Origin of the sequence: Rhizobium oryzihabitans, assembly GCF_010669145.1 — a bacterium.
Taxonomy (GTDB): Bacteria; Pseudomonadota; Alphaproteobacteria; order Rhizobiales; family Rhizobiaceae; genus Agrobacterium; species Agrobacterium oryzihabitans.
In genome coordinates this window covers 1,214,317-1,230,173 of the sequence record NZ_CP048632.1, presented here as the reverse complement: position 1 = coordinate 1,230,173, position 15,857 = coordinate 1,214,317, and the positions used below count along the sequence as shown (strand labels likewise).

The following is a 15,857-nucleotide window of genomic DNA, read 5'->3' as shown; positions in this document are numbered from 1 at the left end:
CGCAACCGCAGACATGCTGCTTTCTGCGCGGCCTTTTGGGCAAACCAGAGTGTTTGGTGTTCCGGTCAGCCCTGCAAACGCGTCTGCAGGGCAAAAAGGTGGCAGAGCTGGCGGTTGCGCCAGAAGCAGGAAATATCCATGCGAAGCCTCCTTTCTTGATACGGGTTGAACTGATCGATGCTTAACAGCGGCGGCGTTGGGAGGCAATGGGTTTTGTAAAAGGGGGAGGTTAGGGAATGCGGTATGGGCGCGCAGCGACGATTGATCGCCAGACGCCTCCACTTCCGTCATTCCGGCCTTGAGCCGGAATCCAGTCAGCCCAAGTCATTGGGCTGAAAAGACTCTCTCCGCCACGCAGACGCGTGTCGGCTGGATACCGGCGCAAGGCCGGTATGACGGAAGGAGCTTACGGAAACGCTGTAAGCATGGAGCCTGCCCCAACAGGTGCGACCTTTGCGGTAGACCGGCTGAAACGTATCGCTTTACCGCTTCAAGCTCCCCAAAATCCCCCGCACGATCGCCCGACCGACAGAGGTTGCAACCGAGCGGGCAGCACTTTTCATCGCCGCCTCGATCACCGTCTCGCGCTGGTAGCCGCTCGTCTTGCGTGCCCCGCCATTGCGGGTGCCGGTGGTGGAGGCCTGCGTGGGTTCGTCATCGCCGAAGCCTGGCAGACGCCAGCGTCCCGAGGCATTGTCGGACTGGTTTGCGGTGTTTTCCTCTTCCGCGCGTTTGGCGGCTTCGGCTTCCGCCGCCTTCTGGGCGCGGGCATTGAGGATTTCGAAGGCTGATTCCCGGTCGATATCCTTGTCATATTGGCCGGCAACCGGGCTCAGATCGATCAGCGATTTGCGCTCGGCATCCGTCAGCGGCCCGACACGGCCCGATGGCGGCCGCACGAGGGTACGCTCCACGATGGAAGGCGCGCCCTTGTCATGCAGGGTGGAAATCAGCGCTTCACCCGTGCCGAGCGTGGTGATGATGTCGGCCGTGTTGAAAGCCGGGTTCTGGCGGAACGTATCGGCCGCCGTTCTCACGGCCTTCTGTTCGCGCGGCGTATAGGCGCGAAGCGCGTGCTGCACGCGGTTGCCCAGCTGGGCGAGGACGGTTTCCGGCACATCAAGCGGGTTCTGCGTGACGAAATAAACGCCCACGCCCTTGGAGCGGATAAGCCGCACCACCTGCTCCACGCGCTCGACCAGCACCCGCGGCGCGTCGTTGAACAGCAGATGCGCCTCGTCGAAAAAGAACACCAGGCGTGGCTTTTCCGGGTCGCCCACTTCCGGCAGTTCCTCGAAGAGTTCCGAGAGCATCCACAGCAGGAAGGTGGCGTAAAGACGTGGATTCATCATCAGCTTGTCGGCGGCGAGAACCGAAACCGTGCCACGCCCATCGGTGCCGACGCGCATGATGTCGGCGATCTTGAGTGCGGGTTCGCCGAAGAAATTCGCCGCACCCTGCTGTTCGAGGACAAGCAGCCCGCGTTGCAGCGAGCCGACCGAGGCCTTGGAGATAAGGCCGAACTGGTTGGAAAGCGCCGTTGCGTTTTCGCCCATGTAGTTCAGCAGCGATTGCAGATCCTTGAGGTCCAGCAGCGGCAGCCCGCCCTGGTCGGCGATCTTGAAGGCGATGTTCAGCACGCCTTCCTGCGCTTCCGATGCATCCATCAGCCGGGCGAGCAGCAGCGGCCCCATTTCGGCGATGGTGGCGCGCACGCGATGGCCTTTTTCACCGTAGAGATCCCAGAAGATCACCGGCGACTTGCCATAGGAAAAATCCGTAAAGCCGATCTGCTCGGCGCGTTTCTGCACCCAGTCTTTCGCCTCGCCCTCAGCGGCGATACCGGAAAGATCGCCCTTGATATCGGCGCAGAAAACGGGAACGCCGGCCTTGGAGAAGCTTTCGGCCAGAACCTGCAAGGTCACGGTCTTGCCCGTTCCCGTCGCGCCGGTGATGAGGCCGTGACGGTTGCCGAATTTCAGCTCCAGATATTCGCCCTTGTTCAGGCTGTCGTCCGGATTGCGGCTGGTCCCGATATAGAGCTGTCCGTCCTGCAACATCGACCATTTTCTCCTGCGGCTGACGCGAATTAAAGCGTTACAAGCATGCTTTGGCCGCTGCCTGTAAAAGCGGCCTTTTCATAGTTTGGTTGTGATGATCTTATAAGGACAGTTTCAAGGCGCAACAACTGCTTGATGGCGATGAAGAAAAACCGCCTCATGAAAGTTGCCGCACCCGCCCGCCGCCCGCTTGAATGCGGCATGGGATTGTTTTACGTTGACGTTAACGTCAGTTATTCGATGTTGGCGTCGTTTTTCAACAGGAGGCAAGAATGAACGAAGTCGTAGATCAGATCGCCGCAAAGGCGGGTATCGACCCTGCACTGGCCGAAAAGGCCGTTGGCATGATTCTGGGTTTTCTCCAGCGCGAGGCGGCAGACGGTCCGATCGCCCGCATGATCGAAGCCATTCCGGGCGCCAGCGATCTGGTGGCGCAGTATAACGGCGAGGGCGCCGGCAACGGTGGCGGCCTGCTCGGCGGCCTGATGAGCGCGATTGGCGGCGGCGGCATCATGGGTCTCGGCCAGCAGCTGATGAGCCAGGGCCTCGGCATGGGCGAAATTTCCACCCTTGCCAAGGAAACCATCGCGGTTGCCCGCCAGCATGCGGGCGATGAGGTTGTCGATCAGGTGATCGCTTCGGTTCCGGGCCTCAGCCAGTTCGCTTGATGCGACGTTATTCCAATGCGGGGCGCGGCGGCTGTTCGTTGAACAGGCGCCGCGCCTCTTCTATTTCCGCATGGTGCGTTTCCGCCCAGATCCATACGCCGCAAAAGGCGCTGCCAAGCGTTCTGCCCAGAGGCGTGAGATCATAATCCACATGCGGCGGAATGACGGGGTGCACGGTGCGGCGCACCAGCCCGTCGCATTCCATTTGCCTCAGCGTTTTCGTCAGCATCTTCTGGCTGATGGTGCCGACCAGCCTGCCGATCTGCGTGAAGCGCAGGGTGCCGTTCTCTTCCAGCACCTCAAGGATCAGCATCGTCCATTTATCCGCGACTTTCGCGATGATGTCCTGCACCAGCGCCTCGATGACCGGATCAGTCTCAGTCGGCGGCGGGACCTTGCGCCTGTTCTCGATCACGGGATCGGCGGCGTGCCGTTTCATCTTACACTCTCCTTTGGGTAAGTATAATTCTTTCGGGTGCCTACTTACGAATAGAGAGTAGAATAGCTAATTTCCTGTCATCCAACAAGCACGACAACACGACAAGGATTTTCCGATGAAAACGACAGGCAACACCATTCTCATCACCGGTGGCGGCTCCGGCATCGGGCGGGCGCTGGCGGAAGCGTTCCACAGGCTCGGCAACAAGATCGTCATTTCCGGCCGCCGCCAGACCGTGCTGGACGAGGTGACGGCGGCCAATCCCGGCATGGCCTCGGTGGTCATGGACGCGACCGATGCCGATGGCATCCGCGCTTTCGCGGACAGTCTCATCAAGGCGCACCCGACGCTCAACGCCGTCATCAACAATGCCGGCATCATGCGGCCGGAGGATATCGGCGCGGCCCCGGATTATCTGGAGACGGCAGAGGAAACCATCGCCACCAATCTTCTGGCGCCGATCCGGCTGACGGCGGCGCTCCTGCCGCATTTCCTCAGGCAGCCCGATGCCACGGTGTTGACCGTGTCCTCCGGTCTCGCCTTCGTGCCCATGGTGCTGACACCCACCTACAGCGCCACCAAATCGGCCATCCATGCCTATTCGGTCGCGTTGCGTGAGCAGCTGAAAGAGACCCCGGTCGATGTCATCGAAATCGTGCCGCCCTATGTGCAGACGACGCTGATGGGCGAAGGGCAGGCAAGCGACGAGAGAGCCATGCCGCTCGAGGCCTTCATTTCCGAAGTGATGGATATTCTGACAAACCGCCCGGAGGACAGGGAAGTGGTGGTGGAGCGCTGCAAGCCGCTGCGATTTGCTGCCCAGAACGGCAATTTCGATCAGGTCTTCGGCATGATCAACGGCATGCATCCGTAAGCGTCCCTGTGCGGGGCAGGCTGCCTGTGATAGCCTGGCGTTCTTTGAAGGGAGCGCCAGGTTTTTTATGGGCAGTCGTCAATTCCTCATGCCGAAAACTGCCATGCCCGGTATCTCTGCGGTTGTGGCGGATAGCGACCGTGTCTTCCCACGCCACATGCACGATCAGTTCGGCATTGGCCTTGTGGAGCGCGGCGCGCAGAAATCGCTCTCCGGTCGCGGCATGGTGGAGGCGAAAGCGGGCCATGTCATCACGGTCAACCCGGGTGAGGTCCATGACGGCATTCCGTTGGGAGAGGGCGGCCGCGCCTGGCGGATGCTCTATCTCGACATCGATATCGTACGGGACGCCATTGCCGATATCAGCGAAAAAGATCACGGCACTTTCGAATTTTCCTATCCCGTTGACATCAGGCCTCTGGCAGATCGGTTCCGCGCGCTTTTTTCAGCCGTGACGGCAACGGATCGCCGGGGTGACACCCTTCGCAGCGACGAGACCCTGCTGATGCTGCTCGTGGGTGCAATGGAAACGGTGGCAACACCACGCGAGACGGCGGCACCCGATAGCATAAGACGGGCGAAAAGCAGGATCGATGACGATCCCGCCCGGCCATTGCGCCTAATCGATCTGGCGCAGGAGGCCGGCATGAGCCAGTTCCGCTTCCTTCGATCCTTCAGCAAGGCCACGGGGCTGACGCCGCACCGCTACCTTTTGCAGCGACGCCTGCATCTGGCACGGGATGCGCTGGCCAAGGGCGCGCCGCCCGCCGATGTCGCCTTTTCCGCCGGTTTCTCCGACCAGAGCCATTTGAACCGGCTTTTCGTGCGGCAGTTCGGGGTGACGCCGGCGGCGTATAGGGTGGCGGTTTCGTAGAAGCTATCCTCCCTCATTCCTGTGCTTGTCACAGGAATCCAGCCAGCCCAAGTCTTTGGGCTGAAAGGACACCTGCCCGCCGCGCAGACGCGCGTCGACTGGATTCCTGTGACAAGCACAGGAATGAGGAGGAGTGGGTTGAGCCCAGCCCGTATCCAGCTGCAATTTCATCCAAGACCCCCGCGCCGGGCACAGTCATGCTCCTGTCCTCCATCCCACAGGACTTGCAGCTTTCATGACCCTTGAATTCCTCATCACATCCCTCGTCGTCGCGGCCTCTCCCGGAACCGGCGTGGTTTACACGCTCGCCGCCGGTCTCTCCCAGGGGGCGAAAGCGAGCATCATTGCGGCCTTCGGCTGCACGCTCGGCATCGTGCCGCATCTGCTGGCCGCCATCACCGGCCTTGCCGCCATTCTGCACGCCAGCGCGCTGGCCTTCGGCGTGGTCAAATATCTGGGTGTCGCCTATCTCATCTACATGGCATGGAACACGCTTCGCGAAGATGGCGCGCTGAAGATCGATGATGGCCAGGAACATCGCGGGGTGACACGGGTCATCGGCGAGGCGATCCTCATCAATCTCCTGAACCCGAAACTGTCGATCTTCTTTTTCGCGTTCCTGCCGCAATTCATTGCGCCGGAGGAGGTTTCTCCGACATGGCGCATGGTCGATCTGGGGCTGATCTTCATGGCCATGACGTTTCTGGTGTTTGCGCTTTACGGCTGCTTTGCCGCCTCGGTCAGGCGCCAAGTGGTGGCGCGCCCGGCCGTGCTCACCTGGCTGAGACGCAGTTTCGCCGCCGCTTTCGTGGCGCTCGGGGCGAAACTGGCTTTGACGCAGCGGTGAGGCCGAGCCGGGCTCACGCTACCGGTTGTCTCAATCGTCCCAATCGGGTGCGAGGTGGCCGGGGCTGACGATGCGGCCGTTCGGTTTGGCAAGCGCGTGGATCGCCTGCATTTCCTCTTCCGTGAGCGCAAAATCGAAGATGTCGAAATTCTCCTTCAGGCGGCTTTCCGTCGCGGTCTTGGAAAGCGCCACGACATCCGGCTGCTGCACGGCCCAGCGCAGGGTCACCTGTGCCGCCGTCTTGCCGTGCCTTGCGCCGATATCCTTCAGCACCGGATCGTTCGGCACCCTGCCATCGGCCATCAGATAATAGGCGGTGACCGAAAGCCCGTTTTTGCGCGCTGCCGAGATCACCTTCGTCTGGTCGAGATAGGGATGGTATTCGATCTGGTTGGTGGCAAGCGGCGTGTCGGACAGTTTAACCGCCTCTTCGGTCAGCGCCACGTTGAAGTTGGAAATGCCGATATTGCGGACCTTTCCGGCTTTGCGCACCTCGTTCAGCGCACCGATCCGTTCCGCCAGCGGCACATCGCTTTTCGGCCAGTGCAGGAGCAGGAGATCGACATAATCCGTCTTCAATTTCTGCAGGCTTTCATCGACCGAGGCTAGAAAATCATCGTGCCGGTAGCGGTCCACCCAGACCTTGGTGGTCAGGAAAATATCGTGCCGGGAAATGCCTGATTGCGCGATGACCTCGCCGACCGCACCTTCGTTCTTGTAGATCTGCGCGGTGTCGACATGGCGGAAACCGAGTTTCAGCGCCTCCGGCAGAATGCGCCGCACATCGTCTTCCGGAATGCGGAAGGTGCCGAAACCGAGGGCGGGAATATTCGCGCCGTTGGCGTTGATGTGATACATGGATGTCTCTCCTGTTTGCTGAAAACATGACCGGCAAGGACTGCCGGACGGGGAAGCGGTCTTTTATTAACTGGTGTCCGCGCCATCGGTTTCAACCGGGTGGGCGATATCACATCAATACGTAATCCACCGGGCGCGGATCGGCCGGAAGGTCCGTCTCGCCCATCGCCTCGCGCAGATTGATCTCGATGACGGTGGCGAGCGAATTGATCGGCAGCGCATTGAAGCCGGTGCCGAAGGGGTCTTCCAGCTCGTCGGACAGGGCATCGAGGCCGAAAAATGTGTAGGCGATCAGTGTGCTGGTAAATGGCGTGGCCCAGCCGAGCAGATCGGTGAAACCAAAGGGCAGCAAAAGGCAGAAGAGGTGCGCGGTGCGGTGCAGCAGCAGCGAATAACCGAAGGGAACCGGCGTGTGGCGAATACGCTCGCAGGAGGCAAGTGCGGCCCCCATCTGCTGCACGGTGGCATCCAGCATCTGCAACTGGATATCGCTGATCTGCCCTTTTGCGTTTGCGGCAACGAGATCGCTGGAAATTCCGCGCAGGAGCATTTCCGGCCTGTTGCGGCTGCGGGCATAGCTCTCCGCCAGATCATCCGGGATGAGCCCGGCAACAGCCGATTTCGCCCCGCCCGGGCGCAGATGCGAAACCAGCTCGTGGCAGAAGACGATGGCGAGATCGATGACCCGTCGGCGCGAGACGGGATCGGTGACGCCCTGCCGGCTTTCCAGAAGGGCGCTCTGGCGCGAGAGCGTGCGCGCCACGGTAATCAGTGCACCCCATTGCTTGCGGGCTTCCCACCAGCGGTCGTAACAGGCATTGGCGCGAAAGCCGAGGAAGACCGAAAGCGCAATACCCAGCAGTGAAAACGGCGCGCCGTTCAGCGCCTGCACCAGGTCGGGCCGATCCTTGTGCGCCCAGACGACGAGCGTCGACAGCAGGAAAACGGCAAGCACCTGCGGAAAGATGCGGACGATGATGGAGCCGCGCACGATGATGAAAAGTTGCAGCAGGTTCGGTTTTGGACGAACGATCATGGCGGAGACTCGAAAATGCCTGTGAGCTGGGTGGTGATGGGAGCAAAAACCCGGGGCATATCTACATAATGGCAGGCCTCTATTGTCCACCCTTTTTTACGCGATTGCGCCCGGCGGCAGGCGGCGCTACCTGTCGGGCACGAAAGATCGCCAACGGCAGATTGGAATGTGGAGGAAGGTCGCGTGTCGCGCTCACAACGGCTTCTTGATCTGTTGCAGATCCTGCGCTCCCACCGCATGCCGGTCAGCGGCACGGCGCTGGCCGCGCAGACCGGCGTCAGCCTGCGCACGCTTTACCGTGATATTGCAACGCTGCAGGCGCAGGGTGCGGACATTGAGGGCGAGGCGGGTGTAGGTTACGTGCTGCGCCCCGGTTTCCTGTTGCCGCCGCTGATGTTCTCGCAACAGGAGATCGAGGCGCTGGTGCTCGGGTCGCGCTGGGTGGCGGGCCGCGCCGATGAGGGGTTGGCGCAGGCCGCCCGTGATGCGCTCGTGAAGATCGGTGCCGTCTTGCCCGACACCCTGCGCGAGGAACTCGACAATTCCACGCTGCTCGTCGGCCCCGGACAGGCCCTGGCCGCCATCCGCGTCGATCTCGCCGCCATTCGCGATACGATCCGCAAGGAAATGAAGGTCGTACTGACCTATCGCGATGAAAAGGGAGAGGCGACTGAGCGGGTGGTCTGGCCCTTCGCGCTTGCTTTTTTCGATCTTGTGCGGGTGGTGCTCGCATGGTGCGAGACGCGGCAGGATTTCCGCAGTTTCCGGGCCGACCGCATCGAGAGTTTCCACGTGACGGGCAAGCGTTACCCACGCCGCCGCCAGACCCTGCTGAAGGAATGGCGCGAGCGCGAAAAACAACGGCGTCGGCAATACCATGCTGACAGGAACTGACAGCAGGCGGGTCTAGAACCTGTTCATCCGCAACCAAGGAGAACAGCCATGACGACCCACCCTGATTTCACCATTCTCTACGTCGACAACCCGCCGGCCAGCACGGAGTTTTACAAGGACCTGCTGGGTGCCAGGCCGGTCGAAGCGTCTCCGACATTTTCTCTGTTCGTCCTCCAGAACGGTATGAAGCTTGGCCTCTGGTCGCGGCACACGGTGGAGCCGAAGGCATCCGTCACGGGCGGCGGCGGCGAGCTTGCCTTCCGCGTTGAAACCGATGCGCAGGTGGATGAAACCTTCTCCGGCTGGAAAGCGAAGGGCATCGCCATTCTCCAGCCGCCGGGCACGATGGAGTTTGGCCACACATTCACCGCCGCCGACCCCGACGGTCATCGTCTGAGGGTCTATGCTTTCGCGGGTTAGAGATGAGGCGTTGAGGTCTTGGCCAAATCTAAGTTAGCCTCTGCTCTCTCCTCATCCCTGTGCTCGTCACAGGGATCCAGCCGCCGCGCGTCTGCGCGGCGAGAGGGGGCCTTTCAGCCCAAGGGCTTGGGCGGGCTAGATTCCCGTGACAGGCACGGGAATGAGGGTGGAGGGGGTGCGTCGGCATGCGAAAAACGCCGCATCCCGTACCGCGCGCTACTTCTTCACCGCCACCACGAAAAGCCGGGGAAAGCGTAGAAGCAGCCGGCCATCCGCCATCGGTGGATAGGCAGCTGCGATGCGGCTTGTATAGTCGGCGAGGAAAGCCTCGCGGTTTTCCTCTCCGGCGGCGGCAAGATAGGGGCGCAGGCCCGTGCCTTTCACCCATTCCACGATGCTTTCCGCATCCTTCATCGGGTGGTTGTAGATGGTGTGCCACACATCCACCCGCGCGGATTTCGGCGCCAGCGCATCGAAATAGGCGGCCGGTGCGGGCAGGGGTTTGCGGCGCAGCTTGCCGTCCGTGAACGTGTCCTTCCAGGGGCCGCTCGCGCCCGTTTCCTCCATGGCGCGATGCGTCGGCTCCTGCAGATTGTCCGGCATCTGCACGGCGAGAACGCCGCCGCTTTCCAGCTGGTCCATCAGCTGCGAAAGAACGGCGAGATGGTCCGGCACCCATTGGAACACCGCATTGGCATAAAGCAGGTCCGCCTTCTGCGCCGGCTTCCACTGGCCGAGATCGGCCTTGCCGAAACGCGTGTTGGGCAGCCGGTCAACCGCCTTTTCCAGCATGTCGTCATCGCTGTCGATGCCGGTAATGACGTTGACACCGTAACGATCGGTCAGGAGCTCGGTGGAATTGCCGGGGCCGCAGCCCAGATCAAAGCCGTTCAGCACCCGCTCCAGCGGCACCTGCGCCAGCAGATCCCTTGCGGGACGTGTCCGCTCGTCTTCGAATTTCAGATATTGCTGGGCGGACCATGCCATGATTTCCTCCTGCTGAATGCCGCATCCGGACGGGCGAGCGAGGATGCGTAAAGGACGCCGCAGGCGCCGTGAGACCACCAGCATCGCATGGGCGAAATTGCCCCGCCATCATCCGACACATGAATTATTGTGATGAACCTATTCATCAACCTTTTGTTTCGCCTCATAAAACATCTTTGTCACGGCGTCTCGTTGTTATTTTCCATCAAAATCGAAGATCGCGGCAATTAAAACTTGACCTCGCCCGGTCAGAGGCATTCACTCCCGCCGATTTCCAGACCCAAATGGGCAAAAGCGCGAAGCGCTCTGCATCCGGAAATGCACCAGAACAAGAAGACGGAGCGTTTTCGCCAAGCGGAAATGCTTAGGACAGGAGACCATCATGAGCGTCGATACCGCACCCCGATCAACCACCTGGACCTATGTTGACGGTCAATGGCTGCCCGGCAATCCGCCGCTTATCGGCCCGACCTCGCATGCCATGTGGCTGGCCTCCACGGTGTTCGACGGCGCGCGCTGGTTTGATGGCGTGGCTCCCGATCTCGATCTGCATTGCCAGCGCGTCAACCGCTCGGCCACCAATATGGGCATGAAGCCGACGATGACGGCGGAAGAGATCGAGGCTCTCGCGCTGGAAGGCGTCAAGAAATTCGATGGCAAGATCGCGATCTACATCAAGCCGATGTATTGGGCCGAACATGGTTCGGTCGGCAGCGTCGTTGCGCCTGACGCCAATTCCACCCGTTTTGCGCTCTGCCTTTTCGAAGCGCCGATGGATGCCGGCAAGCCCTTGACGCTCACCGTTTCGCCACTGCGCCGTCCTTCGCCCGAAACTGCGATGACGGATGCCAAGGCTGGCAGCCTCTATCCCAATAGCGGCCGCGCCATTCTGGAAGCCCGCGCGCGCGGTTTCGACAATGCGCTGATGCGCGACATGAACGGCAATGTCGCCGAATCCGCTTCGTCCAACATCTTCATGGTCAAGGATGGCGTTGTCCTTACCCCCGTTCCGAACCGCACCTTCCTTGCCGGCATCACCCGCTCGCGCGTCATCGGCCTTCTGCGCCAGGCCGGTTTCGATGTGCGTGAGGCGACGCTTTCGGTCGAGGATTTCCGCGAAGCGGATGAAATCTTCTGCTCGGGCAATTACTCCAAGGTTTCGCCTGTCGTGAAGCTGGATGACCGGGAGTTGCAGGCCGGTCCGGTCGCGCGCAAGGCGCTCGATCTTTATATGGACTGGGCACGTCTCGGCGCCGATGTCTGAGGTCAAAGACCGCTATTTCAAAAACCGCGGCGGGTTCTTAACCGCCGCGGTTTTTATTTTGGACCGGCGGCATTATCCCTTGAAAATTCAGGGGTAAATTTAATCTAATTTTATAGAAGCACCCTGTAGCTTGCGGCATTACCGTTTTGGGCTATGGGGGCCGCCAATGTCTTTCAGCATACGCAATATACTTGTGAGTTTTTTTCTGCTCGTCGGCATGGCGCTCGCGGGTTTTGTGGGCAACGGCATGTGGCAGTCGGTGAACCGCGCCCGCACCTTTTCCGAAGTCGCGCAGCTCGTCTCGCTCGACAAGCTTCTTTTCAACGCATTGCTGAATTTCCGCAGCGAACGGGGCAACAGCGCCTCGGCCCTGACCGTCGATCCGGCGAAAACCGCCAATACCATCGCCAGCGTTCAGGCTTCGCGCCAGAAGGTGGACGCGGCGATGAGCGCCTTTCTCGAACAGTCCGCAGCGCTTGATCAGGCCGGGCTGCAGGCGCCGCTCAGCCGCGTGAAGGATATCTACAGGCAGTTTCTGGAGCTGCGCAAAAAAGTCGACGCCAACGTCACCCTGCCGCTCGATCGCCGCGAAAGCGGTCTGGACAAGACCGTGCTGGCGCTCGGGGCGGATTTCCTGACAGCGCTTGAGGCGGGATCGACGGCGATGGAGGGCGAAGTCCGCTCGCTGGACCAGAGCCTGACCGGCCTCATTCAGTTGCGGTCCTACGGCTGGTCGGCACGCGCGCTCGGTGGCAGCGCCACCGTCATCATCAATGCGGTCGTGGCCCAGCAGCGTCCGCTGACGGCGCAGGAAACCCAGCAGCTCAACAATTTCGATGCCGGCGCAGCCTTTGCCTGGAAAGCCACTGGCGAACTCGTCGCGCATCAATCGACGCCGCAATCGCTGAGGGACACCTATGCGGTTGCCGACAGGACCTATTTCAAGGGCGATTTCGTCACGCAGCGCGCAAAGCTGATTGACGATCTGAACAATGGCCGCACCCCGGCCTTCACCATCGACACATGGCGCGACACGGTAACGGCAAGTCTCGATACGATCGCGAAAATCGCCTCCGAAGCGATGGATGTTCTCAACGCCAATGCTGAAAAGGCAAAACAGGACGCCTTTATCGGCTCCATGGTTTACCTCGCCGCCTTCATCTTCACGCTGGGCATCTGCATTCTCTGCCTCGGCGTCATCGTCGGCCGCGTCACCCGCCCGATCAGCCGCCTGACCAATTCGATGATGGAACTTGCCAACGGCAACCTGTCCATCGACGTGCCCGGCGCCAAACGCGGTGACGAAATCGGCGAGATGGCCCGCGCGGTGGAGATTTTCCGCGAGGCGGCCATTCGCAACCGTGAGCTCGAGACGCAGGCCGACACCAATCGCGAAAAGGCCGAGCGCGACCGTGTCGAATTGCAGCAGCGCGCCGAAGCCGAAGCCGAGGAGCGGTTGAGCCAGGCCACCGGTTCGCTGGCCGGCGGCCTTCGCCGGCTCGCCTCCGGCGACATGGTCTGCGAGATCGCCACGCCTTTCGCCCCGCAATTCGAGGCGCTGCGGCATGATTTCAACAGTTCCGTCGTTCAGCTGCGCGAGGCGCTGGCAAGCGTCGGCAACTCCGTCCACACGGTGAATGGCGGTGCACACGAGGTTTCCTCCGCCTCCGACGATCTTTCCCGCCGCACCGAGCAGCAGGCCGCTTCTCTTGAAGAAACAGCCGCCGCGCTGGAAGAAATCACCGCCAATGTCTCGGCCACCTCGAAGCGGACCGGCGATGCGCGCGACACGGTAAGGGAAGCAAGGGCGAAGGCCGATCTCTCCGGCAAGGTGGTGCGCGATGCCGTCTCCGCCATGGAGCGTATTGAGCATTCCTCGCGCCAGATCGGCCAGATCATCGGCGTCATCGATGAGATCGCCTTCCAGACCAACCTTCTGGCGCTGAATGCCGGCGTCGAGGCGGCGCGGGCAGGTGATGCCGGCAAGGGCTTTGCGGTCGTGGCGCAGGAAGTGCGCGAACTGGCGCAGCGCTCCGCCAATGCGGCAAAGGAGATCAAGCAGCTCATCAACGCCTCCGCCGTCGCCGTCAGCGAGGGCGTGAAGCTGGTCGCCGATACCGGCGTCGGCCTCTCCGAAATCGAGCAACTGGTGCTGTCCGTCAATGCCCATATGGATGCCATCGCCACGGCGGCGCAGGAACAGTCCGCCGGTCTCGCCGAGGTCAATACCGCCGTCAACCATATGGATCAGGCCACGCAGCAGAATGCCGCCATGGTCGAGGAAATGAACGCGGCCGGCGCAGGGCTGGCGCAGGAATGCGCCAATCTCCATGCCCTGCTGGCGCAATTCCAGCTCGGCCAGCAAGCCTCCGCCCTGCATGAGACGGCAAGGCAGATGCAGCGCGCCGCAAGCCCGGCCCGTGCCCCTGCCGCTCCGGCCCCAAGGGCCCGCCCGGTTGCCGTCTCGCGCGGCAATGCGGCGCTGGCCGTGAAGGGCGATGAGTGGACAGAGTTCTGAAGGCGATCCAGCGTTGGATATGGCAAGGAACTAGTATCCGCACTCCGTCACCCCGGACTTGATCCGGGGTCCAGTGCGATCAAGTCCTTGATCGCGAAAGAGTCGTCTCACGGCGCAGACGCGCCGTGGCTGGATGCCGGATCTAGTCCGGCATGACGGAAGAGAAGTGTCCCATCAACAGGCCGAGGCTCGCGTCCTCACCCGGTGCGGGCCTCATCGTTTCTGCAAGCCCGGCAAGGCAGCCGCAAGCGCCCTGAGTGGCGCGGTCATGTGCTTGTCGCGTCTCAACGCCAGCGCGATCCTGCGCTCCAGCGGCGGTTCGAGCGGGCGCCACTCCAGCCCCGACGCTGCGCCCTCATGTTCCATCGCCATGCGCGGCACGATAGCAAGGCCAAGGCCCGCGCCCGCCAGTTTCTTGATGGCCTCGACGCTGCCCAGCTCCATGGCCGGTTGCACGGTGCGGCCGCCTGTCGAAAACCATTGATCCACGAGCTTGCGCGTATTGCCGCCCTCGTAAAGCAGCAACGGCTGTGTCGAAAGGGTCTCCGCGTTCAGGATCGTTGCGGCGGGAACGGAGCCGCGCGGGAAAACGGCGACCAGTTCGTCGAGATGGATATCGCTGATATCGAGGCTGCGGCCGCTCGCGGGCAGGGCCACCACCGCCGCGTCGATGGTATTGGCCTCCAGAAGCCTCAGGATATCGTGGGTATTGCCGGTCTGCACGACGATGTCGATACCCGGCATCTCCTGCCGGATCCTGCCCAGCACCGGCGGTAGCAGATAGATGCAGGCCGTTGCCCCCGTGCCAATGCGCAGGCGTCCCGTCACCCCGTTGCGATGCGGTGCGACGGTGTCAATGGCATGGGCCACTTCCTCGGCGATCCGCCTTGCATGGATCAGGAAATCCCGACCTGCCGCCGTTGGCTGCGCGCGCCTGCCGACCCTTTCGATCAGCCGCACGCCCAGCTGCTTTTCGAGCAGCCGGATATGCAGGCTGATGGCCGGCTGCGTCAGCCCTGCCTTGTCGGCGGCGGCGGAAAAGCTGCCGAGATCGGCCACATCCATGAAGCTGCGAACCTGCCGCAGATCGAGGTCCATAATCAAAGAAAACCTTATCGTTTGTATAAGACAGATAATCTTTATTTTGATTGCATCGCAATGCACAATGATGCCGTGAATGACCCGCAGGACAAGAGAATGACCCTTTCCACCGTTTCCAGCCTTTTGATCCGCCCCTGTGAGGAGGCGGATATTCCAGCCATTACCGAAATTTACCGCGACGCCGTGCTGCACGGCCGCGCCAGCTTCGAGATCGATCCGCCGGGCGTGGACACGATGCTAGAGCGCCGCCGTCTGCTGGTGGAGGGAAATTACCCCTATCTCGTTGCCGAACTTGATGGAAAGGTGGCCGGATATGCCTATGCCGGGGCTTACCGCGCGCGCCCGGCCTATGGCGCTGCGGTAGAGGATTCCGTCTATGTCGATCCCGCCGCAAAAGGCATGGGGATTGGCCGGAAACTGCTCGACGCGCTGATCGAGGAGGCGACCTCACGCGGCTTCCGGCAGATGATTGCGGTTATCGGCGACAGCGCCAACGCCGCCTCTATCGGCGTGCACCGCGCCGCAGGTTTCGAGCATGTCGGCACCTTCAGGTCCATCGGCTGGAAACACGGCCAATGGCTGGACACCGTGCTGATGCAGCGTGCGCTGGGCGTGGGCGACACCACGCCCCGTTTCTAAGGCGTCAAGGCTTGGTGGAGCCGGGAATTTCAACCTTCAGCGTATCGCCGGCAAGCTCGCTGCCGAGTTCGACGGCCTTGGTCTTCTTGTCATAGACGCAGATATGGCTGATCGTCGCGTCTGCTCCCTTGGCCTTGCCGGTGATGATGGCGAGGCCGTAATTCTCGCTGCCGACCGGATCGACCACGGCCTTCGCGTCCTCGATCATGTCTTTGCTTGCGGCAAGGCATGCCGTCTGCACATCCGCCACGAATTCCTTCCACGCATCGTCCGACGAGGCGGAGGCGGGCAGAGCCAGCGACGAGAAGGCGGCGACAGCGAGAATGTTTCGGGTGATGGAGCGCGTCATGGAATTTCCTTCCTGCAATCTCGGCAAAA

The 15,857-nt window shown here is 61.6% G+C and carries 16 protein-coding genes; 9 read left to right on the top strand and 7 right to left on the bottom strand.

The window, feature by feature from the left end; genetic code table 11:
• Positions 1-482: 482 nt before the first annotated feature.
• The gene (locus G3A56_RS06515) at positions 483-2,060 is read right to left on the bottom strand and encodes a helicase HerA-like C-terminal domain-containing protein (RefSeq protein ID WP_082183908.1); all 1,578 of its coding nucleotides are present in this window, start codon (positions 2,058-2,060) and stop codon (positions 483-485) included.
• 272 nt (positions 2,061-2,332) lie between these two features.
• Between G3A56_RS06515 and G3A56_RS06510 the strand changes: the two genes are divergently transcribed.
• Positions 2,333-2,728, top strand: coding sequence for a hypothetical protein (locus G3A56_RS06510; RefSeq protein WP_003494362.1), 396 nt, complete (start codon positions 2,333-2,335; stop codon positions 2,726-2,728).
• Positions 2,729-2,735: 7 nt separating this feature from the next.
• Here the strand turns inward: G3A56_RS06510 and G3A56_RS06505 are convergent, their stop codons facing one another.
• Positions 2,736-3,167 carry a winged helix-turn-helix transcriptional regulator gene (locus G3A56_RS06505; protein ID WP_082183910.1) on the bottom strand — a complete coding sequence of 144 codons (432 nt, stop codon included), beginning with the start codon at positions 3,165-3,167 and terminating at the stop codon, positions 2,736-2,738.
• Positions 3,168-3,282: 115 nt separating this feature from the next.
• On the opposite strand from G3A56_RS06505, the gene G3A56_RS06500 reads away from it, so the two are divergent.
• From G3A56_RS06500 to G3A56_RS06490, 3 genes are all read left to right on the top strand, one after another.
• Positions 3,283-4,041 carry an SDR family oxidoreductase gene (locus G3A56_RS06500; protein ID WP_082183911.1) on the top strand — a complete coding sequence of 253 codons (759 nt, stop codon included), beginning with the start codon at positions 3,283-3,285 and terminating at the stop codon, positions 4,039-4,041.
• Between the two features lie 67 nt (positions 4,042-4,108).
• Positions 4,109-4,915 carry an AraC family transcriptional regulator gene (locus G3A56_RS06495; protein WP_082183912.1) on the top strand — a complete coding sequence of 269 codons (807 nt, stop codon included), beginning with the start codon at positions 4,109-4,111 and terminating at the stop codon, positions 4,913-4,915.
• A gap of 235 nt (positions 4,916-5,150) precedes the next feature.
• Positions 5,151-5,762: a LysE family translocator gene (locus G3A56_RS06490; protein ID WP_082183913.1), complete on the top strand. Its 612-nt coding sequence runs from the start codon at positions 5,151-5,153 to the stop codon at positions 5,760-5,762.
• A gap of 30 nt (positions 5,763-5,792) precedes the next feature.
• On the opposite strand, the gene G3A56_RS06485 is transcribed toward G3A56_RS06490, so the two are convergent.
• Both G3A56_RS06485 and G3A56_RS06480 read right to left on the bottom strand, forming a co-directional pair.
• Entirely contained in the window at positions 5,793-6,620 is an 828-nt protein-coding gene (locus G3A56_RS06485; protein WP_082183914.1) for an aldo/keto reductase, read from the bottom strand.
• 109 nt (positions 6,621-6,729) lie between these two features.
• Entirely contained in the window at positions 6,730-7,656 is a 927-nt protein-coding gene (locus G3A56_RS06480) for a bestrophin family protein (RefSeq protein ID WP_082183915.1), read from the bottom strand.
• Positions 7,657-7,839: 183 nt separating this feature from the next.
• Here G3A56_RS06480 and G3A56_RS06475 point away from each other — a divergent pair, with 183 nt between their 5' ends.
• Both G3A56_RS06475 and G3A56_RS06470 read left to right on the top strand, forming a co-directional pair.
• Positions 7,840-8,550, top strand: a complete 711-nt coding sequence (locus tag G3A56_RS06475) for a helix-turn-helix transcriptional regulator (RefSeq protein WP_082183916.1) — start codon at positions 7,840-7,842, stop codon at positions 8,548-8,550.
• Positions 8,551-8,598: 48 nt separating this feature from the next.
• Positions 8,599-8,970, top strand: a complete 372-nt coding sequence (locus G3A56_RS06470; protein WP_082183917.1) for a VOC family protein — start codon at positions 8,599-8,601, stop codon at positions 8,968-8,970.
• A gap of 216 nt (positions 8,971-9,186) precedes the next feature.
• Here G3A56_RS06470 and tam read toward each other — a convergent pair whose 3' ends face one another.
• Complete coding sequence (gene tam / locus G3A56_RS06465) at positions 9,187-9,957, bottom strand: trans-aconitate 2-methyltransferase (RefSeq protein ID WP_082183918.1); 771 nt, start codon at positions 9,955-9,957, stop codon at positions 9,187-9,189.
• Positions 9,958-10,339: 382 nt separating this feature from the next.
• Between tam and G3A56_RS06460 the strand changes: the two genes are divergently transcribed.
• Both G3A56_RS06460 and G3A56_RS06455 read left to right on the top strand, forming a co-directional pair.
• The gene (locus G3A56_RS06460) at positions 10,340-11,221 is read left to right on the top strand and encodes a branched-chain amino acid aminotransferase (protein ID WP_082183919.1); all 882 of its coding nucleotides are present in this window, start codon (positions 10,340-10,342) and stop codon (positions 11,219-11,221) included.
• Between the two features lie 166 nt (positions 11,222-11,387).
• Positions 11,388-13,739 (top strand): methyl-accepting chemotaxis protein, encoded by a 2,352-nt coding sequence (locus G3A56_RS06455; protein ID WP_082183920.1) that lies wholly within the window; start codon positions 11,388-11,390, stop codon positions 13,737-13,739.
• A gap of 213 nt (positions 13,740-13,952) precedes the next feature.
• Here G3A56_RS06455 and G3A56_RS06450 read toward each other — a convergent pair whose 3' ends face one another.
• The gene (locus tag G3A56_RS06450) at positions 13,953-14,840 is read right to left on the bottom strand and encodes a LysR family transcriptional regulator (protein ID WP_082184623.1); all 888 of its coding nucleotides are present in this window, start codon (positions 14,838-14,840) and stop codon (positions 13,953-13,955) included.
• 96 nt (positions 14,841-14,936) lie between these two features.
• Here G3A56_RS06450 and G3A56_RS06445 point away from each other — a divergent pair, with 96 nt between their 5' ends.
• Positions 14,937-15,479 (top strand): GNAT family N-acetyltransferase, encoded by a 543-nt coding sequence (locus G3A56_RS06445; RefSeq protein ID WP_082184624.1) that lies wholly within the window; start codon positions 14,937-14,939, stop codon positions 15,477-15,479.
• A gap of 4 nt (positions 15,480-15,483) precedes the next feature.
• Here the strand turns inward: G3A56_RS06445 and G3A56_RS06440 are convergent, their stop codons facing one another.
• A complete protein-coding gene (locus G3A56_RS06440) occupies positions 15,484-15,828 on the bottom strand; it encodes a hypothetical protein (RefSeq protein ID WP_003494379.1) in 345 nt (114 codons plus the stop codon).
• Between the last annotated feature and the right edge of the window lie 29 nt (positions 15,829-15,857).